Source organism: Williamsia sterculiae (assembly GCF_900156495.1).
GTDB classification, from domain to species: Bacteria; Actinomycetota; Actinomycetes; order Mycobacteriales; family Mycobacteriaceae; genus Williamsia_B; species Williamsia_B sterculiae.
This window is the reverse complement of the sequence record NZ_FTNT01000013.1, coordinates 1-26,678: the sequence shown is the minus strand read 5'-3', so window position 1 is coordinate 26,678 and position 26,678 is coordinate 1. Positions and strand designations below refer to the sequence as shown.

Here is a 26,678-nt window from a genome sequence, read left to right as displayed (position 1 = left end):
TCAGCCGGCGGGCCGCTCGGCCCTGTCAGCCGGCGGGCGCCGCGCTGGGGACGGCCGCGCTGCCGCCCTGGTGCTGGGCGTAGGTGTCCTGGTAGGTCTTGATCACCTTCATCACACCCCCGGTGACGGTGTTGAAGACCAGGGTGCCGAACTGGAAGACCTGGCTGATGTTGTCGTTGCCGGTGATCTCGGTACCCGTGGGCAGACCCAGCGGGCTACCCGAACCACCCAGCGCCGACCACGCGGTCTTGATGGCCCCCTGCAGGATCTGTGCACCCGTCTCCGGGGACCAGACCACCTGCCCGTTCGCGAAGTCGGCGAACTTGGCCTTACCGTCGGTGGTGGTCAGCTCCGCGCTGGTGGGCTTCCCGAGCAGCCCGGTGGCGCCGCCGACCGAACGCCACTTCTGGGCGATGGCCCCGGTGTCCGCTTGTGACAAGACATCGGGAGCCAAGGCGTTCGCCGCCAGCGCACCGAGCCGACCGATGGCACTGTCCGTGGACTGCGTGGTCCCGGTTGCACTCGTGACCGGCGCACCCGTGCCGGGGACGGGACTGCTCGACGTCGACGTATCGGTGCTCGGTGCGCTGACCTGAGTCCCGGTCTCGGCGACCGAACGGATCTGTGGCAGTGCCGCATATCCCAGGTTGCCGGGGCACTCGGTGTCGTCGTAGTCGCGATGTCCACTGATCACCGGCAGCGCGCTGACCTGGCCCGCCGAGTATCGCGACGACTCGAAACCCTCGGACGTCAACTGGGCTTGCCCACCGGGGTCCAGTCCCGCCTGTCGCAACCGCCAGCCCAGGAAGTTGCCCACCGAGTTGATCATCGCCGTGGTGGGTGCGACGTCGTTGAGGTCGCCGAGCATCGCGACGCCGACGGTGTTCTTGTTGAACCCTCCGGTATGCGTGCCCTCCACGTTCTTGTCGAGACCGCCGTAGGCGCCTTCGAAGATCTGGCCGAACTTGTCGACCAGGGCGTTGTAGCCGATGTCGCACCAGCCCAGTGTCTGCGCGTGGTACGCGTAGATGCTGCGCACGATGTCGGCCGACTGCTCGGCGGTGTAGTCGTTGTTGCCCGCGGTGTGGTGCACCACCGCACCCTTGAGTGTGTCGTCGTAGGTGGGTTGCGAACACCGCTCCGACTCGTCGGCACCCCACTGGGCGCGGCTGATCACCGTCGGCATCGCACCCGGAACAGCGGCCCGTCCCCCCGACGACGTGCCGCCGGTACCCGACAGATCCCCGGACTTCCCGGTGCTGATCAGTGCGGCCTTCAGCGTGGAGATGGTCTGCTGCAACGTGTCCCGCAGGTCCGAACCGCCCGAGCCGGGCGTCGATGTCTGGGGTGTCGAGCTCTGCGGCGCCGCGGCGCCCGATGTGGACGGCGCCGGGGGTTGCAGCTTCTCGGTGAATGCCCGGGGTACCACCTGCCCGGATGCGACGGTGCTGGTGGGCAGCACGTTGGGTTGGGGTGACGACGGCGTCCGGCTGGGTGCGACCCCGGCAGCCGAGGGCCTGGTCGTCGAACCCCGCTGGGGGGCGGTCGTCGTCGGTGACGAGCGTCGTGGCACCGCCGAACGCGACGCACCGGAACGCGGCACCTCCGACGTCGTGGTCGCGCCGACCGACGGACTCGGTGCGGTACCCGGTTCACCCGGCACCGCGACGCCCTTCCTGGTGACGGCCACCTGTACCCAGGTGGTGTCGCCCACCCAGATCGGCTCGGATCCCTGGCGCAGCGGGTCCGTCGGGGACTTCCGTACGCCGGCATCCTCCGGGTCGGCGGCGTACCAGGGACCCCAGTCACCGTTGGGCTTCTTGGCCCGGATGTAGGGCGTGGTGTCCGACAACCCGTCCCACGTCAGCCCGACCATCGAGAAGGGGGTGTCGCGTTTGATCTCCTTGACCACCGCCCCGGCGGGAGCGTCGGCCGGTGTGGACGAGGCGGACGGTGTGGAGGACGCGGGTGACGTCGGGGCCGGTGTCGACAGGCGCGACGTCGTGGCCGCGGCCGACGGCGCGGGCAGCAACGATGCCAGCCCCGGCGGCAGGTCCACCGGCAGATCCGGCAACGTCACCTTCGATGCATCGATCGGCGGCAGGGTCACCCCCGCGCGGGACAATCCGGAGGTCACCAGGTTGAGCACCAGCGACGGCACCTGATCCAGGCTGACCTCGTCGATCGTCGTCGTCGCCCGGGCCGGCTGCGCGCGGTCCTCCACCGTGTTGGTGGGTGCGGCCCCACCGGCGAGAACGACGAGCGGGCTGGCGACCGCCACAGCCGCGACAGCCGCGAGGACCACGGACTGTCTGGGTCGGCGATAACGCACGGCACACTCCCTACGACGACGGCACGTGAACCGGGTCATCGTTTCTGCGCGCAGCGGCCAAGTCCACGACCGGTCTCGGCGTGGCGTGTAACTCGTGATGTTGTTGTTATCGCTTGAGGTTGTTGTGACTTAACTATCGCCACTACTGTCCCAGGAGTCTCATCTGTCACACACTGCAGTTCTGTCACACGCTGCATGTGTCTCACGTTAGGAACCTTCTGCCGATGGCAAGACGTGCCACCGACCGACGTAGAGCGAGCTGGGTTGCGCTCGGGTTGGCCCCTGCGCTGCTGGTCGGCGCGGTGGCAGGGGTCGATCGATTCGGGGTCGACCACCGCGGCACGGACCACTCCGGCGTGAATCTGACCGCGGGTTCGGAGATCACCCTCATCGGTCATGGCCACGGTCACGGCCGCGGGATGGGCCAATGGGGGGCCTTCGGCTACGCGAAGAAGGGATGGACATCGACTCAGATCTTGAGTCATTTCTACGGCGGCACCACCGCGGGGAAGGTGGACAACGCCGAGGTCACGGTGATCCTCACGGATCAGAGCTCGGTGAATGTGCACGCGGACGCCGGAATGAAGGTCGGTGATCGGACGGTGGCCCCCGGACAGGCGATCAGTCTGTCCGGGGCCACCGCCACCATCACCGCCGGTTGTGGCGGACCGGCGGTCGACAGCGTGGCGCTGGCCGATCCGGTGGTCTCCCCGATCACCCCCGGAACCGGTCGCCCGGCCACCGAACAGCTGAAGTTCTGCGGCTCCAACGCCGCATACCGCGGGTCGATCGGCTTCCAGAACGGGCATGTGATCAACAAGGTGAACGTCGACGACTACGTCCGCGGTGTGATCCCCCGCGAGAGTCTGCCGGCGTGGGCGGATCAGGGAGGCGCCGAAGCGCTCAAGGCTCAAGCCGTCGCGGCGCGCAGTTACGCCCTCGCGTCGCAGCGACTGGGCAAACCCATCGACGACACCCAGAGCAGCCAGGTTTACGGCGGGGTGTCCGGGGAGGATCCGCGGACCAACACCGCGGCCGACGCCACCGCCGGGCAGGTACTCAACGGACGCGACGGTCAACCGGCGTTCACCGAGTTCTCGGCGTCCACCGGCGGGTACAGCGCAGGCGTGGACTTCCCGGCCGTCCCCGACGAAGGTGATGTGGGCGCACCCGACCACGACTGGACCGCGACGGTCAGTCCGGGCAGCGTCGGGTCGGCGTTCGGTGTCGGCACGGCCACGGACGTGCGGGTGATCGAGGCCAACGGCCTCGGCGCGGAGAACGGTCGCGCGACCAAGGTCCGGATCACCGGAACCGGTGGCTCGGTGGATGCGACCGGTGAGGACGTGCGGGTGAAACTGCAGCTCAAGTCGTCGTGGTTCACCGTGCAGGGACAGCCCAAACCGACGATCGTCGCCCCTCCCGCCGGGGTGGGCACCGGTGCACCGGGATCGACCGGCCTGCCGGACTTTCTGCAGCTGCCCGACGGCACCGGGGTGTTGCCCGGCCTGCAGGATCTGCTCGACCTGGCCACCTCGGCCATCGCGGGCAAGTTCGGAGACCTGGGGAGTGCGGGCGGCGTGCTGGGACCTGCCACCTCGCAGGTGATGGCGTTGGCAGGCACCTCGGGAGCGATGCAGAAATTCCGGAACGGCAACATCTACTTCACCCCGCAGACGGGTGCCCACGCGCTGGTCGGGTCTGCGCTGACCGACTTCGTGGCCAAGGGTGCCGAAAAGGTCGTCGGCTTCCCGTTGACCGATCTGCTCTCCGGGCTGGCCACCGGGGCGTCCGCACCGGCGAAGACGCCGGCCGCCGCGAAGCCGGCCGCCGGTACGAAGCCGCCCGCCACCGCAAGACGGCCCGCCGCCACGAAAACCGCTCCCCGATAGATGCGTCGGAGCCGCTGCCGCGCCGGGCGGCTGGCAGGTTCCGGCCCGGGTGTCGGTTACCCTGAACCCCCGTGGCAAGCGATACCGGACCCGTGACCGACCGACCCGAGAACGCCCAGCAGTTCGACCTCTTCATCGTGGGGTCCGGCTTCTTCGGTCTCACCGTCGCCGAGCGCGCGGCCACCCAACTGGGCAAGCGGGTGCTCGTGGTGGATCGGCGCCACCACATCGGCGGCAACGCCTACTCCGAACCGGAACCGCAGACCGGCATCGAGATCCACAAGTACGGTGCGCACCTGTTCCACACCTCCAACACCAAGGTCTGGGACTACGTCAACCAGTTCACCGACTTCACCGACTACCAGCATCGGGTCTTCGGACTGCACGAGGGGCAGGCCTACCCACTGCCGATGGGGCTGGGGCTGGTGTCGCAGTTCTTCGGCCGGTACTTCACCCCGGAGCAGGCGCGGGAGTTGATCGCCGAACAGGCCGCGGAGATCGATACCAAGGATGCGGAGAACTTCGAGGAGAAGGCGATCAGCCTGATCGGCCGGCCGCTCTATGAGGCATTCTTTCGCGACTACACGGCCAAGCAGTGGCAGACCGACCCCAAGGAGTTGCCCGCAGGCAACATCACTCGGCTGCCGGTGCGTTACACATTCGACAACCGCTACTTCAACGACGCCTACGAGGGATTGCCGGTCGACGGGTACACCGCCTGGCTGGAGAACATGGCCGCCGACGAGCGCATCGAGGTGCGGTTGAACACCGACTGGTTCGACGTCCGCGACGACCTGCGCGCCGCCAGTCCCGACGCCCCGGTGGTCTACACCGGTCCGCTGGACCGCTACTTCGACTACGTCGAGGGTGAACTGGGCTGGCGCACGCTCGACTTCGAGACCGAGGTGCTGCCCACCGGCGACTTCCAGGGCACACCGGTGATGAACTACAACGACGCCGACGCCCCGTACACCCGCATCCACGAGTTCCGGCACTTCCACCCGGAGCGTGAATACCCGACGGACAAGACCGTCATCATGCGGGAGTTCAGCCGCTTCGCCGAGTCGGGCGACGAGCCGTACTACCCGATCAACACCCCCGACGACCGCACCAAGCTGAACCGCTACCGCGAGCTGGCCAAGCGGGAGACCGCCGAGCGCGCCGTGGTGTTCGGCGGACGGTTGGGCACCTACCAGTACCTCGACATGCACATGGCCATCGCCAGCGCGCTGACCATGTTCGAGAACACCCTGGCCCCCCATCTGAGTGACGGGACCGCGTTGTCGGTGGGGGAGAGCAGATGAGCGTCACCGCGACCGGGATCCAGGACGTCGCCGACGTCGAACAGCCGTCGCGGGCGCGGGCGTTGCTGCAGCGGGTCATCTTCCCCCGACCCGGTGAGCCGCTCGACGTGCGCTCGTTGTACCTGGTCGAGTCCGAGAGCAACAGCCGTCGGGCCCATGCCCCGAGCCGCACGTCGGTGACCCTCGGCGCGGAGTCCGAGGTCAGCTTCGAGACCTACTTCAACGCCTTCGCCGCCTCGTACTGGCGTCGGTGGACGGTACTGGACTCGGTGGTGCTGCGGGTGGAGGTACGCGGCCTCTGCCGGGTGGACGTCTACCGCTCCAAGAGCGACGGGTCCAGAATCGCGATCGGCGGCGACCTCGTCGCGCTCGACGAGGCCACCGGTACCGGGGCGATCGAATTCGAGCTCGACCTCGGACCCTTCGAGGACGGCGGCTGGATCTGGTTCGACATTACCACCGACACCGAGGTGGAGGTGCTCGGCGCGGCCTGGCATGCCCCGATCGACGCGCCCGGGGGCCCCGGGCGGCAGCGGGTCACCGTCGGCATCCCCACGTTCAACCGACCCACCGATGCGGTGAACGCGTTGACCGCACTCGCGTCGGACCCGTTGGTCGACGCTGCCATCGACGCGGTGATGATGCCCGACCAGGGCACCAAGCGGGTGGTCGACGAACCCGGTTTCACCGAGGCCGCGGCCGCACTGGGCGACCGCTTGCACATGTTCACCCAGGGCAATCTCGGTGGCTCCGGCGGCTATTCGCGCATCATGTACGAGGCGCTGCGTCAGACCGACAGCCCCTACATCCTCTTCATGGACGACGACATCGTCATCGAACCCGACTCGATCCTGCGGGCTCTGGCCATGTCCCGGTTCGCGGAGACCCCGATGCTGGTCGGCGGCCAGATGCTCAACCTGCAGGATCGCAGCCATCTGCACTGCATGGGTGAGGTCATCGACCGGCACACGTTCATGTGGACCGCGGCACCGTTCGTCCACTACGACCACGACTTCGCCGAATATCCACTGCGCGACCGGGAGAATTCGAAAAACTTGCACCGTCGCATCGACGTCGACGGCAACGGTTGGTGGATGTGCATGATCCCGCGGGCCTGCGCCGAACAGATCGGCCTCCCGATGCCGCTGTTCATCAAGTGGGACGACTGGGAGTTCGCGCTGCGCGCCGACAAGGCCGGTTACCCCACGGTGACCGTGCCGGGGATCGCGATCTGGCACATGGCCTGGAGTGACAAGGACGACGCCATCGACTGGCAGGCCTACTTCCACCTGCGCAACCGGCTGGTGGTCGCCGCGCTGCACTCCGACGGCCCCGTCGACGGGATCCTGCGGTCGATGATCAAGGCGACGCTCAAGCACATCCTGTGCCTGGAGTACTCCACCGTCGCCATCCAGAACGAGGCCATCCGCGACTTCCTCGGCGGCCCGGACCACATTCGCGACCTGCTCCCCACCGCGCTGCCGAAGGTCGCCGAGATGCGCAAGCAGTACCCCGACGCGGTGGTGCTGCCGTCGGCGACGTCGCTGCCCAAGACCAGCGGCGAGGCCACCCACCTGGGTGTCAACGCGCCGAAGAACCCGTTGAGCAAGATCCGCGCCCTGGGTTCGGCCGTGGTGAACAACCTGCGTCCGGCGGACCCTCGTCACCACGAGGTGCCGCAGGCCAACTACCCGCCGATCGAGGCCCGCTGGTTCAGTCTCGGACGGGTCGACGGCGTCACCGTGACCACCGCCGACGGGCGCGGGGTGGTCTTCCGTCAGCGCGACCGCGACAAGGCCGCAGCCCTGCTGCGCGAGTCGTACGCGTTGAACCGTCAGGTCCGGGAACGTTTCCCGCGGTTGCGCGACGACTATCGCGCCGCCGCGACGGAGCTGACCAGTGCAGAGAGTTGGGAACGTGTCTTCGGTATCTGAGACCGAACTGCTGGTGTCGGTGCAGGACGCGCTGACCGACCGTCCGGGTGTGGTGCCCACGGCGCGTGGGCTGTCGCACTTCGGTGAGCACGCGCTGGGATGGATGGCCGCCAGCGGCATCGGGTGGGCGGTCGCGGTGGCCCGCGACGACGCCGACGCCCAGGTTCGTTGGCTGCAGGCCGGTGCCGGTGCCTTCGGCGCCCATGCCGCGTCGGTCATCGTCAAGCGCATCGTCCGCCGCCGACGACCGTCCGACCCGAGGATCCGCATCGGGGTGTCCACGCCGAGCCGGTTGTCGTTCCCGTCGAGTCACGCCACGTCCACCACCGCCGCGGCCATCCTGATCGGTCGGGCCGCCGGGTTGCCGCCCCTCCTGCTGCCCGCCGCGTTGGTGCCGCCGATGGTGATCTCCCGGTTGGTCCTTGGTGTGCACTACCCGGGTGACGTGGCCGCCGGCGTCGCCCTCGGTGCGGCGAGCGCCGTTGCGGTGGCGGCGGATGACACACTGTTCCGGCGTGCCGCGGCTGTGGTGAACCCCACGCGACTGTGGTGAAAGGTTCTCTAGATGACACAGGTGCACCGCGCGAGTGGGCCCCACGACAAGCGACTGGAGCAGGCGAGCATGAGTGAAGAGCCGTCGGAGCCCGAGGGCAAGGTCCTCGCACCGCCGAAGAACTTCGCCACCGGACTGGTCAAGGCGCTGCGTCCTCGTCAGTGGGTGAAGAACGTCCTGGTGCTGGCCGCACCGCTCGCCGCGGGTGCCATCGACGACGCCGACGTCATCGGTCGGGCCGCCATCGCCTTCGTCGCGTTCTGCCTGATCGCGTCGTCGGTCTACCTCATCAACGACGCCATCGACGTCGAATCCGATCGGAACCATCCGGTCAAACGATTCCGGCCGATCGCCGCGGGGGTGGTGCCCCGCACGGTCGCCTTCGCGCTCGCCGCGGTGTTCGCCGTCGCCGCGATCGCCGTGTCCTTCGTGGCCAACTGGCAGCTCGCGGTGGTCATCGCCGTGTACTTCGTGATCCAGCTCGGTTACTGCTTCGGTCTGAAGAACGAGCCGGTCATCGACATCTGCATCGTCAGCTCCGGCTTCCTGCTGCGGGCCATCGCCGGTGGCGTCGCCGCGGAACTGCCCAAGGGGTTGTCGCAGTGGTTCCTGCTGGTGATGGCGTTCGGGTCGCTGTTCATGGCCGCGGGTAAGCGCTACGCCGAGCTGCAGCTCGCCGAGCGCACCGGCGCCAAGATCCGCAAGGCGCTGCAGTACTACACCGCGAGCTATCTGCGATTCGTCTGGACTCTGGCCGCGACCACGGTGGTCGTGTTCTACGGGTTGTGGGCCTTCGACAAGAACTCCGGCCACGAGGAGAACGTCGCGTACGCGATCTCCATGGTGCCGTTCTCGATCGCCATCCTGCGCTACGCCGTCGACGTCGACAGTGGTCAGGGCGGTGAACCCGAGGAGATCGCGCTGGGTGACCGCATCCTGCAGCTGCTCGCGGTCGCCTGGCTAGTATGCGTGGGTGCCGCGGTCTATGTCGTCCACTGAGGAGACCTTTTCTGAGGAGTCGCCGAGAGGGACGACCCAGGACGCGTCGGATCGTTCCCCCGGCCGCGCGGTCGGAGCCACGGCCCGGCTCAGCTTCACGATCAGCGCCATCGTGGTCGCCGCTCTCTTCGCCACCGGTGCCTGGCAGCGGCGCTGGATCGCCGACGACGGCCTCATCGTGCTGCGCACGGTGCGCAACCTGTTGGCGGGCAACGGCCCGGTGTTCAACAAGGGCGAGCGCGTCGAGTCCAACACCTCCACCGTGTGGACCTACCTGGTCTGGTTCTGGTCCTGGGTCACCGACGGCCGCCTCGAGTTCGTCGTGCTGTGGATCGCGCTCACCCTCTCGGTGACCGCACTACCCATCGCGATGTACGGCACGCTGCGGATGCTCGGCCGCGGCGTCGGGCTGCGCGGGGCCACCCTGGTGCTGCCGGTCGGCGCGCTCGTCTACATCGCCCTGCCGCCGGCCCGCGACTTCGCGACGAGCGGACTCGAGGTCTCGCTGTGCATCTTCTGGGTGTCGGTGTTGTGGGTGCAGTTCGTCGGGTGGAGTCGTCGAACGCCGGGGGAGTTCGGCAGGGGCACCATCGCCGCCACCCTCGCCCTGGGATTCACCGCCGGACTGTCACCGTTGATCCGTCCCGAGCTGACCGTGGTCGGTGCGGTGGTGCTGGTCCTGGTCTTCCTGGCTCCGATGGGGTGGAGGACCCGGGTCGGGTTCGTGCTGGTGGCCGCCGTCGTTCCGGTCGCCTACCAGATCTTCCGCATGGGGTACTACGGGCTGCTGGTGCCCAACACGGCGGTCGCCAAGGACGCCAGCGGTAGCAAGTGGGGGCAGGGCCTCAAGTACCTGACCAACCTGTTCGGCCCGTACCTCCTGCTGCTGCCGGTGATCGTGGCGCTGGTCGCCGGCCTGCTCACCTGGGTCCTGCGCCGACAGCGTCGTGACCGAGCGGCGGACACCGCGCCCGATCCGGACCGGTCGCGGGTCGCCCGGTTCCGCGACGGTCTGCAACGACCCGGGGTGGTCGCGGTGGCGATGGTCGTCTGCGGACTGATCGAGGGGGCGTACTGGCTGCGGCAGGGCGGCGACTTCATGCACGCCCGCGTGCTGCTGGTGCCGCTCTACCTGCTGCTGTTGCCGGTGATGGTGGTTCCGGTGGTCGTCCCCGCGATCCGACGTGAACGTTCCGCCCCGCAGCTGGCCGGCGCGGCGGCGATGCTGGCGCTGTTCGTCACCACCGCGGTCTGGGCCCTGCTCACCGCCCAGTCGCCCGGGATGACCAACGGCACCGACATCGGCCGCAGCGGCATCGTCGACGAACGCCGCTTCTACATCCACAACCTCGGGGTGACCCACCCGATCACCGCCGAGGACTACCTGAACTATCCGCGCGTCCGGCCGATGGTGGAGCTCATCGACGAGCACCGCGACGTCGGCGGAGTGCTGCTGCCGTCGGCCAACTACGACGAGTGGTACTACGACCCGCTGCCATCGCCGCCGCCGCCCGGGGTGGCCAAGCAGATGACCGTGTATTTCCTCAACCTGGGCATGACGAGCATGAACGCCCCGTTGGACACCCGCGTCATCGACCAGGTGGGGTTGGCCTTCCCGCTCGCGGCGCACACCGAACGTCTCGAGGACGGCCGCATCGGACACGACAAGGCGCTGCCGCAGGAGTGGGTGGTCGCCGCGACCACCGCGCGCGACCGCCACCCGTTCCTGCCCCGACGGCTGAGCGAGGACTGGGTGGCGCAGGCCCGGACCGCGCTCGAGTGCAAGGACACCCGTGACCTGGTGGCCTCCTACGCGGCGCCGATGAATCTGTCGCGGTTCCGGCGCAACCTGGTGCAGGCGATGACCTTCACCAACTACCGCATCGACGACGTGCCGTACTACGAGTTGCAGCGTTGCAAGCTGCCGGATCCGACCGGCTCCGGTGCTCTGCCCACCCGTTGATCACGTGTCCGCGAAGCGTCGCTTTGTGCGGCAGGTCTCGAATATGTAACGTCGGGGCGAGTCGAATCGACATTCCTGTGTCACGCCCGCATCTCGGTCGAGGTGGGGATGTGGTCACAACGTTTGTCTCCGATGAGTGCGTTACATAGGCTCCGGATCGGCGCATCGTTGGGTTTGAAGTGGTGTGCGAGTCACGTGTGGTTGACGTGGCGCGTACACGGTCCGAGTGGGTCGGAAGTCAGAGAGAGAGTTGCGTTGAGATCAAGAGTGTTCGGACGGCGGCTCGTCGCCCTCCTGGTGACCGTGGCCGCTGCGACCGGCCTGGCCGTGGGGATCGGCGGCGGCACCGCCAGCGCCGCGGGCGGGGTCACCTCCTACGTCGGCACGCCCGGCATGCCCGCGGTCAAGGTCCGTACCTGGACCACCCCCAACGCCTACCGCACGGTGGTGCTGCTCGACGGTCTGCGTGCGACCTCGGACGTCAGCGGGTGGGAGCACAACCTGCCCGGCCTGCCGAACTACCTCAACAGCAAGGGCATCAACGTCGTCGAGCCCATCGGCGGTCTCGGTAGCTTCTTCAGCGACTGGGACGCCGTCAACAACTTCAGCGGCTACCCGGGGTACCGCTACCGCTGGGGGACCTTCCTCAACTCGTCGCTGATCAACTGGATGGACGCCCGCGGGCTGCGCAAGTCCGGCTACGCCATCGCGGGTATCTCCATGGGTGGCAACGCCGCCATGGTCACCGGTGCCAACAACTCGGCCTACACGCATCTGTTCTCCATGTCGGGATACCTCAACCTGTCGGCTCCCGGTATGCGCGAGGCCATTCGCATCTCGCTGCTGGACGCGGGTATCGAGGCCGGTGTGGGCCCGCTGAACTCCGATTCGATGTGGGGCCCGCCGACCAGCCCGCGCTGGCTGGAGAACGACCCCTTCGTGCAGATCAACAAGATGCACAACAAGAAGGTGCGGGTGGCCGCGGGCACCGGCCTGTGGGGTAAGTACAACGGCGTGAACAGCGTCGACAGCCTGCTGAACAACATCAAGGGATCGCCGCTGGAGACGCTGGCGCTGGCCCAGTCCCGTTCCTTCCAGGTGCAGGCGGCGGTCAATCGGGTCAACATCACCAGTGACTTCCCGATCACCGGCACCCACACCTGGGGTTACTGGAACGACATGGTGGTCCGCGCGGCCAACACCGGTTGGTTCCGCTGAGGCGGGTCGCCCGTCGTGTGAGCCACCCGACACGGTGAGTCACACAAGCAACAAATTCAACTGAATTCACACGCGTCACAGCGTGGCACGGGCATTTCGGCGCGCCCGACGTGTAAGAACACCACTGCAGTGTTCGTGCATGTCGGGCGCGTTGCCATTTCGGCACCGCCGGTGACCAGGGAGTTCGGGTTGTTGAAACGGGAGTTGGTGGCGATGCGGGTGCTGACACGTGTCAGGACGGGGCTGATGGCGACCGCGGTCGCCACCGGACTGGTGGTGGCCGGGTCGATGACCGCGGGAGTGGTCGTCCCGGCGGTGGCAGGCGCCGCACCCACCACGACCAAACCGGCGCCGGCCAAGCCCAAACCGGCACCCAAGCCGGCACCCGGTGCACCGACGCCACCCGCGGTCGCCGGGGTGAAGGTGACCAACACCTTCTGGTACTCCGACCGCCGCGTCGCGCTGTGGGTCTACTCACCGGCGATGGGCACCCCGATCCAGGTGCAGATCCTGTTGGCGCGCGACTGGAACGCCCAGCCGACGGCCAAGTTCCCGCAGCTGCTGACCCTCGACGGCCTGCGCGCGCAGGACGACCAGAGCGGCTGGATCCTCAACACCAACATCGAGGACTTCTACAAGGACAAGAACGTCAACGTGGTCATGCCGATCGGCGGCGAATCGAGCTTCTACACCGACTGGCAGAGCCCCGACAACGGCAAGACCTACAAGTGGGAGACGTTCCTGACCAAGGAGCTCCCGTCGGTGCTGGAGAACGACTGGCGCTCCACCCAGGTCCGCGGCGTGCAGGGACTGTCCATGGGCGGCAGTGCGGCGATGATGCTGGCCGCGCGCAACCCCGGCTTCTACAAGTTCGCCGCCTCCTACTCCGGCATCCTGCAGCTGTCCACGATCGGCATGCCGCAGGCCATCCAGTTCGCGGTGCGTGACGCCGGCGGCTACGACTCCAGCAAGATGTTCGGCCCGCCCACCGACCCGGCCTGGAAGGCCCACGACCCCTATCTGCTGGCCGACAAGCTCAAGGGCACCAGCCTGTACATCTCGTCCGGCAACGGACTGCCCGGCAAGTACGACACCCCGTCCAAGCTGCCGTACCTGGCCACCAACTACGCGGGCGTCGGTCTCGAGGTGCTGGCCCGGGTGACCAGCCAGCAGATGGCCACCAAGCTCAATCAGCTCGGCATACCCGCGCAGGCGCTGTACCGACCGTCGGGCACCCACACCTGGCCGTACTGGCAGTTCGAGATGACCCAGGCGTGGCCGCAGGCCGCAGGCGCCCTGGGCCTGGTCGCCGACAACCCGGCCTGCAGCACCGCGGGGGCCATCGCCCCGGTCGCCAAGGCGCACGCCGAACTCGGCGCCTGCCTGACGCCGGAGTACGGCGTACCCGGCGGACGTGCCCAGGACTTCCGCAACGGCCGGGTCATCTGGTCGGCCAAGACCGGTGCGAAGGTCGTCGGCGGCGCGATCGGTGGTGCCTACGTGGCCGCGGGCGGACCCGGCGGCTACCTCGGATTCCCCACCAGCGACGAACTCGGCACCCCCGACCGGATCGGCCGTTTCAACCGGTTCGAGAACGGCAACGTGTACTGGACCGCCAAGACGGGTGCCCACCCGGTGGTCGGCGCCATCTCCGCCGCTTGGGGTAAGGCCGGCTACGAGCGCGGACCGCTCGGTTACCCGGCCGGTGACGAGATCACCACGCCCAACGGCAAGGGTCGGGTACAGGCCTTCCAGATCGGTGCCTACTACTGGAACCAGGCCAACGGCGCCAATTCCGTACAGGGTCGCATCCAGGACAAGTACGGCCAGCTCGGGTACGAGGGCAGCTGGTTGGGATTCCCGAAGACCAGTGAGCTCGCCCTGCGCGACGGTGGCCGGTTCAACCGTTTCGACGGTGGCAACATCTACTGGACCCCCGCCCACGGTGCCGCGGCGATCGCCAACGGCGACATCCTGGACGCCTGGGGCAAGGCCGGGTACGAGAACGGCAAGCTCGGGTATCCCATCGGTGACCAGACCGACGTGCCCGGTGGTTCGCGTGTTCCGTTCGAGCACGGGGTGATCGACGACATCAACGGCACGGTGACGGTCCACTGACCGACCCGCGCGGTTCGGTACGGTTGCGACATGTGTGCGGGGCGGCCGCGTTCGGCAGATGACCGTCAGGAGTGAGATGACAAGCAAGTTCGGCACCGGCGCGACTCGAGTGCTGCGGACCACCGTGGCGTGCGGAGCACTGCTGCTGGCCGTCGGCGGTGCTGCCGCCTGCGGTGACGACTCCACGGCCACCGCACCGACCACCGCCGCCACCCCGAGCACCTCGGCGGTGACCAGCAGTTCGGTTGCCGCGTCGTCGGAAACGGCGTCGTCGTCGGCCGACGCGACCAACCCGTCGTCCACCGAGGGTCCGGTCGACACCAGCGGTCTGCCCGCCACCGCCCCCTCGTCGGCCGCCCCGCGCCCGGCGAGCGGCAAGGCCGACGCCTACCTCGGTGAACTCAAGCGGGAGAACGTCGCCTTCGCCAACGACGCCGACAACTCCGTCGCGCTGGGCGCGGCCACCGTCGTCTGCCAGCAGCGCGCCGCGAAGGCGAGCCCTGCCGACATCAGCGCCACGGTGCTGCCCATCGTCGGGTCCGGGAAGACCGACGTGAGCGCGGCCGGGGCCGACGCCGACAAGGTGATCGCGGCCGCCACCAAGTATTACTGCTGACCCGTGGCGCGACGCAGACGCAGCCGTAAGCTGCTCGCGGTGTTGCTAGGGCTCGCCGCCCTGGCCATCATCGCCATCGTCCTGGTGATCATCCTGATCATCTCGCTGCTCACCCCGGGGCCCAACCTGCCCGGCCCGCGGCCGACCCAGCCGCCGTCATCCTCAACGCCGGGGCGGCCGACCGCGCAGCCCGCGGACTGTCCGGATGTGCAGACCATCGTCATCCCGGGCACCTGGGAGTCGTCGGCCACCGACGATCCGGAGAATCCGCACGCCAACCCGAACTCGCTGTTGCTCAAGGTGTCCAAGCCGCTGGCCGACGCGTATCCGAGCTCCCGCACCGACGTCTGGACGGTCCCGTACGTCGCGCAGTTCCGCAACCCGACCAATCTCGGTGACCGGCAGGTGAACTACGACGTCTCGCGCGCCCAGGGGTACGACCGCGCCCGCGCGAAGATCGTCGACGTCCACCAGCGCTGTGGACTGACGTCGTTCGTTCTGCTCGGCTTCTCGCAGGGTGCGGTCATCGCCGGCGACCTGGCCACGCAGATCGGCAACGATCGCGGCGTCGTGCCCGCCGATCAGGTGATCGGCGTCGGGCTCATCGCCGACGGACGCCGCGAGCCGGGTCAGGCGCAGTCGGTCGGGCCCGACCCGAAGGGGGTCGGCGCGGAGGTCGCTCTGGGCGCGTTCGGCGGCATCGTCGGCGGGACCACCATGACCGGTTCACGGCCCGGTGGTTTCGGCGATCTGAAGGATCGCACCTACTCTCTGTGCGCACCCGGCGATCTGATCTGCGATTCGCCGACCATCGCCAATCCCATCGAGGGTCTGTCGAAGATCGCGGGCGCGCTCAACAACCCCATCCACGCGATGTACAACACCACCCGGTACTGGAACGACGACGGCCAGAGTGCGGTGCGGTGGATGAGCGGTTGGGTGACCGGGGTGGTCAAGGACGCACCGAAGCCACCGCACAACTGACACACTCCACCAGAGACGGCACCGTTCATGGTGTCGATCACAGAATCGCCGTGCAGCGTTTTGGCAGGTGGTGTCACCGCACGTAACGTGTGGCGGAATGCATGGGTCGGGATAACTTGCGCTAGGAGAGATGACAATGACCTCAGGAAACGCCTTCGCCGAGTCGGGGGCCGTGGGGTCAGGGGCTGTGGGGTCGGGCACGCTGCGCAAGTTCCGATTCGGCGCGGGCGGTGAGGGGAACCGCGACGAAGGTGGTGCCCGTAAGTTCGTGAAGCTCGCCCAGACTGCGGAAGAACTCGGTTACGACACCTTCGCCATCCCCGATCATCTGGGCAATCAGGTCGGGCCGCTGGCCGCGCTGGGCGCCCTGAGTCAGGCCACCTCCCGGATCCGGCTCGCCACCTCTGTGCTCGCCAACGGGTACCGCCACCCGGCGCTGCTGGCCAAGGAGGCCACCACCATCGACGTGCTCTCCAAGGGGCGCCTCGAGCTGGGCATCGGTGCGGGCTGGATGAAGGAGGAGTTCGACAAAGCGGGTATCGAGTTCGAGCCTGCCGGTGTCCGGTTGCGCAGGCTCGACGAGTCGCTGACCGTTCTCGACGGACTGCTGCGCGGCGAAGAGGTGAACTTCGACGGCGAGTTCTATCAGATCAAGGGACTCGTCGGCAGTCCTCGACCGCGACAGGGTCCCCGTCCGCCCATCGCCGTCGGTGCGGGTGGCCCGAAGATGCTGGCGCTGGCCGCACGGCACGCCGACATCATCTCGGTGGCCACCGGCACCACCACCGAGGGCAAGCTGCGGCTGTCGGACATGACCATCGACAAGACCGTCGAACGTGTCGACCGGATCCGCGCGGCCGCGGGCGACCGGTTCGACGAGATCGAGTTGAACTGGACCATCGCCACCATCGTCGTCACCGACGACCGGGAGGCGACCGCGGAGATGGCGCTGGCGGCCCTGGACAACGGGTATCCGCCGAACATCGAGGTGGACGCGAAACTCAGTGTCGAGGATGTGCTGTCCTCGCCGTATCTGGCCTTTGGGTCGTTCGAGGAGATCGCGGAGCAGATCCGGGAGGTGCGTCGGCGCACCACCATGTCGTACGTCGGGGTGTTCCCGACTCAGATGGAGGCGTTCGCGCCGGTGATCCCGCTGCTACGAGAGCAGTGATTCGCGAGGTGGGTACGATGATCGGCGGTCTGCACCCACGTCGAGATCCGAACACGCCGACTCAGGGGCACGCGAGGAATTCATGTCAACAGGGGTAGTGATGAACGACGAGTTCGATCAGTTTCTGGACGAAACCGGGAATCTGTACTTCACCGACGACGCAACGTTGGTGGACTACGTCGAACGCAACGTCGTCGACCACGGTGACACACTGGCCTACCGGTTCATGGACTACAGCCGGGAGCGCGACGGCGAGGCTCAGGATCTGACCTGGGCGCAGTTCGGCAAGCGGCTACGTGCGGTGGCCGCCCGGTTACAGCAGGTCACCCAACCCGGTGACCGGGTCGCGATCCTGGCGCCGCAGTCGCTGGAGTACGTCATCGGCTTCTTCGGTGCGCTCTACGCGGGCACCGTCGCAGTACCGCTGTTCTCGCCCGACGAGCCCGGCCACACCGACCGCTTGACCGCCGTCCTCGGCGACTGTCGGCCCGCGGCCATCCTGACGTCCACCAAGTCGGCGGAACCGGTCCGCGACTTCTTCAAACACCTGCCCGCCAAGGAGCGGCCGCGGGTGATCGCGGTCGACGCGGTGCCCGACTCGGTCGGTGCCACCTGGACCCGACCCGACAGCACCCACGACGACGTGGCTTACCTGCAGTACACCTCCGGATCCACCCGGATCCCGGCCGGTGTGGAGATCACCTACCGCGCGGTCGCCTCCAACGTGCTGCAGATGATCGACTCGGTGGAGCTCGACCACAACTCCCGCGGTGTGACCTGGCTTCCGATGTTCCACGACATGGGTCTGCTCACGGTGATCCTGCCCGCCCTCGGTGGCAGCTACCTGACCATCATGTCCCCGGCCGCGTTCGTGCGCCGCCCCGGTCGGTGGATCAACGAGCTGGCCGCCAAGGACGACAACGCGCCGACGTTCGCCGCCGCTCCCAACTTCGCCTACGAGCACGCCGCGGTTCGCGGACTGCCGAGGGAGGGCGAAGCGCTGGACTTGAGCAATGTCATCGGCCTGATCAACGGTTCCGAGCCGGTCACGGTCAGTTCGATGGACAAGTTCAACGAGGCGTTCGGTCCCTACGGGTTACCGAAGTCCGCGATCAAACCGTCCTACGGCATGGCCGAGGCCACCCTGTTCGTGTCTGCCACCCCACGAAACAACGAGGCGCGGATCATCTACGTCGACCGCGAGAAGCTGAACGAGGGTTATTTCGTCATCATCGACCCGGAGACCCCCGGCGCTGTCGCACAGGTGTCCTGCGGCAAGGTGGCCGTGAGCCAATGGGCCTGCGTCGTGGACTCGGAGACCGGTGTCGAACGTCCCGACGGTGCGGTCGGTGAGATCTGGTTGCACGGTATGAACATCGGCAGGGGGTACTGGAACAAGCCCGCCGAGACCGAGGACACCTTCCACAACCGCCTCGCCACGCCGCTGCCCGAGGGCAGTCACGCGCAGGGCGCAGCGCCCGATGCAACCTGGATGCGCACCGGCGACTACGGAGTCTGGTGGGAAGGCGAGCTGTACGTCACCGGTCGGGTCAAGGACCTGGTCATCGTCGATGGCCGCAACCACTACCCCCAGGACCTGGAGTACAGCGCGCAGGAGGCGAGCCCCCAGGTGCGCCCCGGATTCGCCGCGGCGTTCGCGGTGCCAGCCAACCAGCTGCCGCAGGAGGTGTTCGCCAACGCCACCAACGGCCTGAAATTCGACGCGAACGATGCGTCCGAGCAGTTGGTCATCGTCGCCGAGCGCGGTCCGGGCAAGCGCACCGATCCGCAGGAGGTGGCCGACACGGTGCGGTCCACCATCGCCCAACGCCACGGCGTGATGGTCCGCGACCTACTGCTGGTACCGGCGGGCTCCATCCCGCGCACGTCCAGCGGCAAGATCGGCCGCCGGGCCACCCGGACGTCGTACATCGACGGCACCCTCCGCGGCGGGTACACGCAGACCGCGTTCCCCGACAGCCCGATCGCCGACGGGGTGGAACAGTAGAGAGATGACCGAGTCGAGCAGCAACGGGACCGGACCCGCGGATACGGCCGACGCACACTCCGCGGCCGCCGACCGCGCAACCACCGGAACCGCGGGTGTGGGCACCGTCGGCGAGACCGCCGGTGACCTGACCGTCGCCGAACTGCGCGACTGGTTGCGCGGCTGGGTCGCCGACGCCACCGGGATGTCGCCCGACCAGATCGCCGACGACCGTCCGATGGAGGAATTCGGTCTCTCCTCGCGCGACGCCGTCGCCCTCGGTGGCGACATCGAGGACAAGACGGGTGTGGTGCTCACCGCGACCGTTGTCTACCAGCACCCCACCATCGCGACTCTGGCCAAACGGATCATCGAGGGTGACCCCGACGAGGGGCTGGACACCGACGAGGACGCCACCTTCTACCAGCGGGAGCGCGGTGCCGACGACGACATCGCGATCGTCGGTCTGGCCACCCGCTTCCCCAAGGCCGGTCTCACCCCCGACACCACCTGGGACGCGCTGATCACCGGCCGCGACGGCATCACCGACCTCCCCGCCGACCGGTGGACCGAGTTCAAGGCCGACCCGCACATCAACGGCATCCTGCAGAAGGCCAACCTGCACGGTGGCTACCTCGACGACGTCAAGGGTTTCGACGCCGACTTCTTCCAGATGAGTCCGCGTGAGGCCGAGATGGTCGACCCGCAGCAGCGACTGGCGCTGGAACTCACCTGGGAGGCGTTGGAGCATGCGCACATCCCGGCCAGCGACCTCAAGGGTGAGCAGGTCGGCGTCTTCATCGGGTCCTCGACCAACGACTATCAGATGCTCGCGGTGGCCGATCCGGAGAGCACCGGGGAGACCGCGGCCTACGCGCTGACCGGTACCTCCACCTCGGTGGTCCCCGGTCGCGTCTCCTACTTCTACGACTTCCGCGGGCCCTCGGTCGCGATCGACACCGCCTGCTCCACCTCGCTGGTCGCCATCCACCAGGCGGTCCGCAGCCTGCGCAGCGGCGAATCCGACCTTGCCCTGGCCGGTGGCGTGAACATGCTGATCACGCCGGCCGCGACGCTGGGCTTCGACAGCCTGGGTGTGCAGGCCAAGGACGGCCGCATCAAGGCGTTCTCCTCGGACGCCGACGGGATGATCCGCGCCGAGGGTGGCGGGTTGGTGGTGCTCAAGCGGCTCGCCGACGCCCGCCGCGACGGCGACAAGGTGCTCGCCGTGGTCGCGGGCAGCGCGGTCAACTCCGACGGCCGGTCCAACGGTCTGCCCGCGCCCAACCCCGAAGCCCAGGTGGAGGTGCTGCGCAGCGCGTACCGCGATGCCGCCATCGACCCGCGCGACGTCGACTACATCGAGGCGCACGGCACCGGCACCATCCTCGGCGACCCCATCGAGACCGACGCCCTCGGTCGGGTGGTCGGCAGGGGCCGCGCCGACGACAAGCCCGCGCTGCTCGGGTCGGTGAAGACCAACTTCGGCCACCTCGAGGCCGCGGCCGGGTCCGCCGGTATCGCCAAGGTGGTGCTGGCGCTGCAGCACGACGAACTGCCGCCGTCGTTGAACTACGCCGGGCCCAACCCGTACATCCAGTTCGACCAGGCCCACCTGCGGGTCGTCGGTGAGGGTGCGGCCTGGCCGCGCTACAGCGGACACGCCGTCGCCGGTATCTCCGGATTCGGCTTCGGCGGCACCAACGCCCACGTCGTGGTCCGTGAGGTGTTGCCGAGCGACCTGGTCGAGCCGGGGGTCACGTCCGATGACGAGGTGGTGGTCGCGCAGGCCGGCTCCCTCGATGTCGACGACGATGACGACGAGGACTTCCTCACCGAGGCGGAACGTGCCGCTCTCGGCACGCGGGCGACCGCCGCCACCCCGGCGCCTGTCGATACGGAGCAGGTCGACCCCGCCGACGGTTTCGCGCCGTGTGCGGTCGAGGGAGCGGTGATCCCGCTGGTGATCTCCGGGTTCCTGGCGTCGCGTCGCCGCAAGGCCGCGGCGGATCTTGCCGATTGGTTGGAGACCGACGAGGCCCGCGACACCCCGCTGGTCGACATCGGCCGGGCGTTGGCGCATCGCAACCACGGCCGCACCCGCTCGGTGGTGATGGCTCGTGACCACGACGAGGCACTCAGCGGTATGCGCGCCGTCGCCGCGGGTAAGGCCAGTCCCACGGTCTTCACCGTCGACTCGCCCGACGCGGCGTCCGCGGTGTGGCTGCTCAGCGGGTTCGGTTCGCAGCACCGCAAGATGGGTAAACAGCTCTATCAGGAGAACCCGGTGTTCGCCCGGGCCGTCGACCAGATCGATGGGTACGTGCACGACGAGCTGGGCTATTCGATCGTCGAGATGTTCCTCGACGACGGACAGACCTACGGCATCGAGACCTCGCAGGTGGGCATCTTCACCATCCAGGTCGGCTTGGCCGAGCTGCTGCGCCACCACGGCGCCGAACCCGGTGTGCTGGTGCCGCATTCGATGGGTGAGGCCACCGCCTCCTACATCAGCGGCGGGTTGTCGTTGGAGGACGCCGTCCGCGTCATCTGCCAGCGCTCGCGGTTGATGGGCGAGGGCGAGTCCATGCTCACCGGTGACAACATCCGGTTGATGGCCCTGGTGGAGTACAGCGCCGACGACATCACCACGGTTCTCAGCGACTACCCCGACCTGGAGATCTGCGTCTACGCCGCCCCGACCCACACCGTGGTCGGTGGTCCCGAGGATCAGGTCGACGCGGTGGTTGCCCGCGCGGAATCCGAGGGCAAGCTGGGTCGCAAGCTGCAGACCAAGGGCGCCAGCCACACCTCGCAGATGGACCCGTTGCTCGGCGAACTCGCCTACGAACTCACCGGTATCGAGCCGATGAAGCCCACGGTCGGGTTCTACAGCTCCATCGACCGGGAGACGTTCTACCGTCCCGGCAGCGAGCCGGTGCACACCATCGAGTACTTCACCAAGGGTCTCCGGCACAGCGTCTGGTTCTCCCAGGCCATCGCCAAGTCGGTGGAGAACGGGCACACCACGTTCCTCGAGCTCTCACCCAACCCGGCCGTGCTGATCTCCGTGGCCGCGGTGACCTTCGGCGCCGGTCTGCACAACGCCGAACTCATCGAGACGTTGCGGCGCAAGGAGGACGAGAACGTCGGGGTGATCACCGCGCTGATGAAACTCTACGTGCACGGTCACTCCGTGAACGTCGGATCACTCTTCGGCGCAGGTGAGTTCGCGAACATCCCGCGTACCCGCTTCGACCGCAAGCCGTACTGGCTGACCGCACACATCGGCACCGGGTCGGGCTCCGCCAAGATCCCCGGTGCCCATGTCGCGCTGCCCGACGGCAGGCACGTCTGGGAGGTCAGCGCTGCCGCGGTGACCGACCCGCGGGTGCTGGTCAAGTCTGCCGCCGACAGCGTGCTCGGCGAGGTGACCGTCGGCGCCACCGAACAGTTCGGCGAGGTGCCGGCAGCGGGCACGCTGACGACCACGCTGAACCCGCACCCGGGTGGCGCGTCGGTGCACGTGCACATCAACGTCGACGGCGCGTTCCGGCCGTTGCTCGACGCCGTGGTCACCGGTGCCGCCCGTGCCGACAGCGCGGCTCCCACTGCGGCTGCCATCCCCGAGGTGAGTGCGCCCGCGGCAGCGCCCGGTGTGGTGGTCGACAAGGAGGTCGTCGACGAGATCAGCGGTCGCTGGGATCCGAACAGCGGTGAGTCCGTGGCCAACCGGCTCGCCGTCATCGTCGGTGAGTCGATGGGTTACGAGCCGGAGGACCTGCCGCGTGAGATACCGCTGATCGAGCTGGGTCTGGATTCGCTGATGGCCGTGCGCATCAAGAACCGTGTGGAGTACGAGTTCGACATCCCGCAACTGCAGTTGCAGGCGATGCGGCAGGCGAACCTCGATGACGTGACCAAGTTCGTGAGCTACGCCGTCGAGCACCGTGACGAGGTGGCCGCTCTCGCCGAAGGCGCTGCCGGACAGGGTGATCTGGACACCGAGAAGCTGGCCGCGATCGTCGACGGCACCGCCACCCCGGAGTCGCTGGCCGCTGAGGCCACGACCGCCGGGACCGACACCGAGTCCGAACTCCGACAGGCCGTGGCCGAACAGGACACGGCCGACACCCCGCCCGCCGGCGTGAACGGTGTCGGACACTTTCCGGCCGCTGCCGAGGCCGCCGCCGAGCGGGATCTGCAGCGCGACATCGACGCCGCTCCGGGCCACGAGACGCCGGAGACCCTCGCCGCCGAGGTGGTGAAACAGGAGACGCAGACCGAGAACTCGGCCAACCCACCAGCGGGTCTCGGTGATCAGATCACCGCGGCGGCTGCCGCCGGTGCCGACGTCCCACCTCGTGACGCCGCCGAACGCCTCACCTTCGGGGTGTGGGCGGTGGTGACCGGGAAGTCCGCCGGTGGCATCTTCAACCCGCTGCCGGTGCTGGACAACGCGACGGCGGACAAGCTCACCCAGAGGCTGTCGGAGCGCGCCGGCGGTGAGATCGACGTCGAGGACGTCGTCGACTCCGACACCATCGAGACACTGGCCGACTACGTGCGGGTACACATGGAGGACAGTGCCCCCGTCGACGGTTTCGTTCGCTACTTGCGCGTGCCCGAGGGCAAGCGCACGTTCACCGCCGACGACCCGACCCCGATGTTGGTGTTCCACCCTGCCGGGGCATCCACCGCGGCTTACGAGCCACTGCTGCGACGGCTACCCGAGGATCAGTGGGTCGTCGGTTTCGACCGGGTCGAGGGCTCCATCGAGGAGCGGGTCCGTGAATACCTGCCGAGGCTGCGGGAGGTGCAGCCCCACGGACCGTACGTGCTGGTCGGTTGGTCGCTGGGTGGCGCATTGGCTTTCGGTTGCGCGAAGGTGCTGCGCGAGGAGGGCGAGGAGGTCGCCTTCGTCGGGCTCATCGACGTGGTGCGCCCGTCGGAGCCCGAGGAGGAGACGCCGGAGACCAAGCGGGCCAGGCTCGAACGGTGGGCCGAGTTCGCGCGCCGTACCTACGGTGTGGACGACGTCCCGTTGCCGATGGATCGATTGGTCGAGGCCGACGACGAGGGCCAGTTCAAGATCATCATGGAGATGCTCGCCATGAGCAACGCCAAGATCCCAGGCGGCATCATCGAGCACCAGCGCACGTCCTTCCTGGACAACCGGGCTCTGGTCACGGTGCGACCCACGGAGTACGACGGTGCGGTGGTGCTCTACCGCGCCGACAAGATGCACGACGGTGCGGTGGAACTCGAACCGCAGTGGGCCGAGATCGACGAGGACGGCGGCTGGGGCGAGTTCATCGACGACCTCGAGATCGTGCACGTCGGCGGAGACCACCTGTCGATCATCGACGAGCCCTACATCGCCATCATCGGCGCCGATCTCACTGATCGGCTGAACAAGATCGGACACTGACGTGACGGAATCCCTGTCCCCGGAAGACCAGGCGACTGCGTCTCTCGCGACCACCACAGCCGGCAAGCTGCAGGAACTGCGCGAGAAGCTGGAACAGTCACGGGAGCCCGGTGGCGACAAGGCCCGCGCGAAGCGTGCCGCCAAGGGAATCTGCTCTCCCCGTGAGCGTCTCGACATGCTGTTCGATCCGGGCACGTTCGTCGAGATCGGAGCGCTGGCCAAGATGGCCGGCGCGGCCGAGTCCGGCTACGGCGACGGTGTGGTCACCGGGCACGGATTGGTCCACGGCCGGCCGGTGGCGGCGTTCTCCCACGACCAGACCGTGTTCGGTGGCACGGTGGGGGAGATGTTCGGCCGCAAGGTGTCCGGGCTGATGGAGTGGGCAGGCAAGATCGGTTGTCCGATGGTCGGTATCAACGACTCGGCGGGTGCCCGCATCCAGGACGCGGTGACGTCGCTGGCCTGGTACGCCGAGATGGGTCGTCGCAACGAACTGCTGTCCGGGTTGGCGCCGCAGGTCTCGATCATCCTGGGCAAGTGCGCCGGTGGCGCGGTCTACACGCCCGCCAACACCGACATCCTGGTGGGCGTGAAGGACAAGAGCTACATGTTCGTCACCGGGCCCGACGTGCTCAAGCAGGTCAACGGCGAGGAGATCAGCGCCGAGGACCTGGGCGGGGTGCACAACCAGGCGCGGTGGGGCAACATCCATCACGTCGCCGAGGACGAGAAGGACGCCTTCGAATGGGTGCGTGAGTACCTGCAGTACATGCCGTCGACCTGCCACGAGTACCCACCGGTGATCAATCCGGGACTCGAGCCGGAGGTCACCGAGTCGGACCTGACGCTGAACAGCTTCCTGCCCGACAGTGACAACGCCAGTTACGACATGCACGACATCATCGTGCGGCTGTTCGACGACGGCGCGTTCCACGAGATCTCGGAGCTGTTTGCGCCCAACCTGATCACCGGTTTCGCCCGCATCGACGGCCGTTCGGTGGGTGTGGTGGCGAACCAGCCCAACGTGATGTCGGGTGTCCTCGACACCGACAGCTCCGAGAAGGCAACACGTTTCGTACGAATCTGTCACGCCTTCAACATCCCGTTGGTGTTCCTGGTGGACACCCCGGGGATTCTGCCGGGGTTGGCCGAGGAGGAGAAGGGAACCATCCGCAGGTCGGGTAAGTTCCTCTACGCCTATGTGGAGGCGACCGTTCCCAAGATCACCGTGGTGATCCGTAAGGCCTACGGCGGCGCGTATGCGGTGATGGGCTGCAAGCAGCTCGGCGCCGACATCAATTTCGCCTGGCCCACGGCCAAGATCGCCGTGATGGGCGCCGAGTCCGCGGCCGCGGTGCTGACCCGTCGGCAGACCGAGAACGCGAGCCCCGCCGAGGCGGCGAAGATCCGGCAGGACTTCATCGACTTCTACAACGTGATGATGGCTACGCCGTACCTTGCCGCCGAGCGCGGGTACATCGACGCCGTCATCGAACCCGCCGATACCCGTCTGCACCTCCGCAAGGCCCTGGCGCAGTTGCAGGACAAGGAAATCCAGCGGACGCCACGGCGATCGCTGCTCATGCCCGTCTGACGCGGTGGGTCATCGCGCTCACCCGCCCGCACACTATGGAGTTGTCAACGTACATGTGCGACCGCTTCACGCGACCGCGATGGTTCGAGGTCCCTCTGGTGATGTGACGGATCAGCTCACGCGGCGGTTCCCATCACGTGTGGATCGTCGAGTCTCATGGTTCGTCGGTTGTGGGCGGGTTGGGGTCGTCGCCGCGGGTCGATGGTGGCGGGTGGGATGAGCCAGGGGTGTCGGTCGTGGCCCATGATCACTTCCCATCCCTGGTGGTGGACGGCGGTGTGGCAACTGCGGCAGAGTAGGCATCCGTTGTCGAGGATGGTCGGGCCGCCGTCGGCGTGGTGGATGATGTGGTGGCAGTCCGCCCACGACGCGGGTGCCCCACACTTGATGCAGCACTGATCGCGGACGATGATCGCCTTGCGTACTGCCCCGGTGAACAACCGTTTGGTCGCTGATACCGCGGTCGGGACACCGTGCTGGTCGAGGTCGACCCGGGTGATCCCGGCGTCGCACCCGGCCAGCGTGGCCGCCCGGTCGGAGATGGACCCCAACCACCCCAGGCGTGCGGTGTTCCGATCTTCG

Annotated in this window: 16 protein-coding genes; 14 read left to right on the top strand and 2 right to left on the bottom strand. The window is 67.8% G+C overall.

What is annotated here, in order from left to right:
• Positions 1-25 precede the first annotated feature (25 nt).
• Positions 26-2,332 carry an N-acetylmuramoyl-L-alanine amidase gene (locus BW971_RS18250; protein WP_076482510.1) on the bottom strand — a complete coding sequence of 769 codons (2,307 nt, stop codon included), beginning with the start codon at positions 2,330-2,332 and terminating at the stop codon, positions 26-28.
• A gap of 224 nt (positions 2,333-2,556) precedes the next feature.
• Here BW971_RS18250 and BW971_RS18245 point away from each other — a divergent pair, with 224 nt between their 5' ends.
• From BW971_RS18245 to BW971_RS18180, 14 genes are all read left to right on the top strand, one after another.
• Complete coding sequence (locus BW971_RS18245) at positions 2,557-4,224, top strand: SpoIID/LytB domain-containing protein (RefSeq protein ID WP_083710320.1); 1,668 nt, start codon at positions 2,557-2,559, stop codon at positions 4,222-4,224.
• A gap of 71 nt (positions 4,225-4,295) precedes the next feature.
• Positions 4,296-5,528 carry a UDP-galactopyranose mutase gene (gene glf, locus BW971_RS18240; protein WP_234974478.1) on the top strand — a complete coding sequence of 411 codons (1,233 nt, stop codon included), beginning with the start codon at positions 4,296-4,298 and terminating at the stop codon, positions 5,526-5,528.
• Entirely contained in the window at positions 5,525-7,462 is a 1,938-nt protein-coding gene (locus tag BW971_RS18235) for a glycosyltransferase (RefSeq protein WP_076482507.1), read from the top strand. Before glf ends, BW971_RS18235 begins: the two co-directional genes overlap by 4 nt.
• Positions 7,428-8,015, top strand: coding sequence for a phosphatase PAP2 family protein (locus BW971_RS18230; protein WP_076482506.1), 588 nt, complete (start codon positions 7,428-7,430; stop codon positions 8,013-8,015). Before BW971_RS18235 ends, BW971_RS18230 begins: the two co-directional genes overlap by 35 nt.
• A 69-nt stretch (positions 8,016-8,084) precedes the next feature.
• Complete coding sequence (locus tag BW971_RS18225; RefSeq protein ID WP_076482613.1) at positions 8,085-9,014, top strand: decaprenyl-phosphate phosphoribosyltransferase; 930 nt, start codon at positions 8,085-8,087, stop codon at positions 9,012-9,014.
• On the top strand, positions 9,001-10,977 hold the full coding sequence (gene zomB, locus BW971_RS18220; RefSeq protein ID WP_076482505.1) for an arabinofuranosyltransferase AftB family protein: 1,977 nt from the start codon (positions 9,001-9,003) through the stop codon (positions 10,975-10,977). Before BW971_RS18225 ends, zomB begins: the two co-directional genes overlap by 14 nt.
• Before the next feature lie 267 nt (positions 10,978-11,244).
• Positions 11,245-12,195 (top strand): alpha/beta hydrolase, encoded by a 951-nt coding sequence (locus tag BW971_RS18215; RefSeq protein WP_234974477.1) that lies wholly within the window; start codon positions 11,245-11,247, stop codon positions 12,193-12,195.
• Between the two features lie 246 nt (positions 12,196-12,441).
• Complete coding sequence (locus tag BW971_RS18210) at positions 12,442-14,313, top strand: alpha/beta hydrolase-fold protein (RefSeq protein ID WP_076482612.1); 1,872 nt, start codon at positions 12,442-12,444, stop codon at positions 14,311-14,313.
• A gap of 76 nt (positions 14,314-14,389) precedes the next feature.
• Positions 14,390-14,929 carry a DUF732 domain-containing protein gene (locus BW971_RS18205; RefSeq protein ID WP_076482503.1) on the top strand — a complete coding sequence of 180 codons (540 nt, stop codon included), beginning with the start codon at positions 14,390-14,392 and terminating at the stop codon, positions 14,927-14,929.
• 3 nt (positions 14,930-14,932) lie between these two features.
• Positions 14,933-15,913, top strand: a complete 981-nt coding sequence (locus BW971_RS18200) for a cutinase family protein (protein ID WP_076482502.1) — start codon at positions 14,933-14,935, stop codon at positions 15,911-15,913.
• A 136-nt stretch (positions 15,914-16,049) separates the two neighbouring features.
• The gene (locus BW971_RS18195; RefSeq protein WP_083710315.1) at positions 16,050-17,084 is read left to right on the top strand and encodes an LLM class F420-dependent oxidoreductase; all 1,035 of its coding nucleotides are present in this window, start codon (positions 16,050-16,052) and stop codon (positions 17,082-17,084) included.
• A gap of 82 nt (positions 17,085-17,166) precedes the next feature.
• The gene (gene fadD32 / locus BW971_RS18190; RefSeq protein WP_407701237.1) at positions 17,167-19,092 is read left to right on the top strand and encodes a long-chain-fatty-acid--AMP ligase FadD32; all 1,926 of its coding nucleotides are present in this window, start codon (positions 17,167-17,169) and stop codon (positions 19,090-19,092) included.
• Between the two features lie 4 nt (positions 19,093-19,096).
• Positions 19,097-24,502, top strand: coding sequence for a polyketide synthase Pks13 (gene pks13 / locus BW971_RS18185; RefSeq protein ID WP_083710313.1), 5,406 nt, complete (start codon positions 19,097-19,099; stop codon positions 24,500-24,502).
• A 1-nt stretch (position 24,503) separates the two neighbouring features.
• Entirely contained in the window at positions 24,504-26,096 is a 1,593-nt protein-coding gene (locus tag BW971_RS18180; RefSeq protein ID WP_234974476.1) for an acyl-CoA carboxylase subunit beta, read from the top strand.
• Between the two features lie 116 nt (positions 26,097-26,212).
• On the opposite strand, the gene BW971_RS18175 is transcribed toward BW971_RS18180, so the two are convergent.
• On the bottom strand, positions 26,213-26,678 hold a 466-nt coding region (locus BW971_RS18175), incomplete at its 5' end, for an HNH endonuclease (RefSeq protein ID WP_143690454.1).

Excerpts from the sequence above, each read along its gene's own strand:
- BW971_RS18235 (WP_076482507.1), top strand. The coding sequence starts at position 5,525 with ATGAGCGTCACCGCGACCGGGATCCAGGACGTCGCCGACGTCGAACAG.
- BW971_RS18205 (WP_076482503.1), top strand. The coding sequence starts at position 14,390 with ATGACAAGCAAGTTCGGCACCGGCGCGACTCGAGTGCTGCGGACCACC.
- BW971_RS18225 (WP_076482613.1), top strand. The coding sequence starts at position 8,085 with ATGAGTGAAGAGCCGTCGGAGCCCGAGGGCAAGGTCCTCGCACCGCCG.
- pks13 (WP_083710313.1), top strand. The coding sequence starts at position 19,097 with ATGACCGAGTCGAGCAGCAACGGGACCGGACCCGCGGATACGGCCGAC.
- BW971_RS18210 (WP_076482612.1), top strand. The coding sequence starts at position 12,442 with ATGGCGACCGCGGTCGCCACCGGACTGGTGGTGGCCGGGTCGATGACC.
- BW971_RS18245 (WP_083710320.1), top strand. The coding sequence starts at position 2,557 with ATGGCAAGACGTGCCACCGACCGACGTAGAGCGAGCTGGGTTGCGCTC.
- fadD32 (WP_407701237.1), top strand. The coding sequence starts at position 17,167 with ATGTCAACAGGGGTAGTGATGAACGACGAGTTCGATCAGTTTCTGGAC.
- BW971_RS18195 (WP_083710315.1), top strand. The coding sequence starts at position 16,050 with ATGACCTCAGGAAACGCCTTCGCCGAGTCGGGGGCCGTGGGGTCAGGG.
- zomB (WP_076482505.1), top strand. The coding sequence starts at position 9,001 with ATGTCGTCCACTGAGGAGACCTTTTCTGAGGAGTCGCCGAGAGGGACG.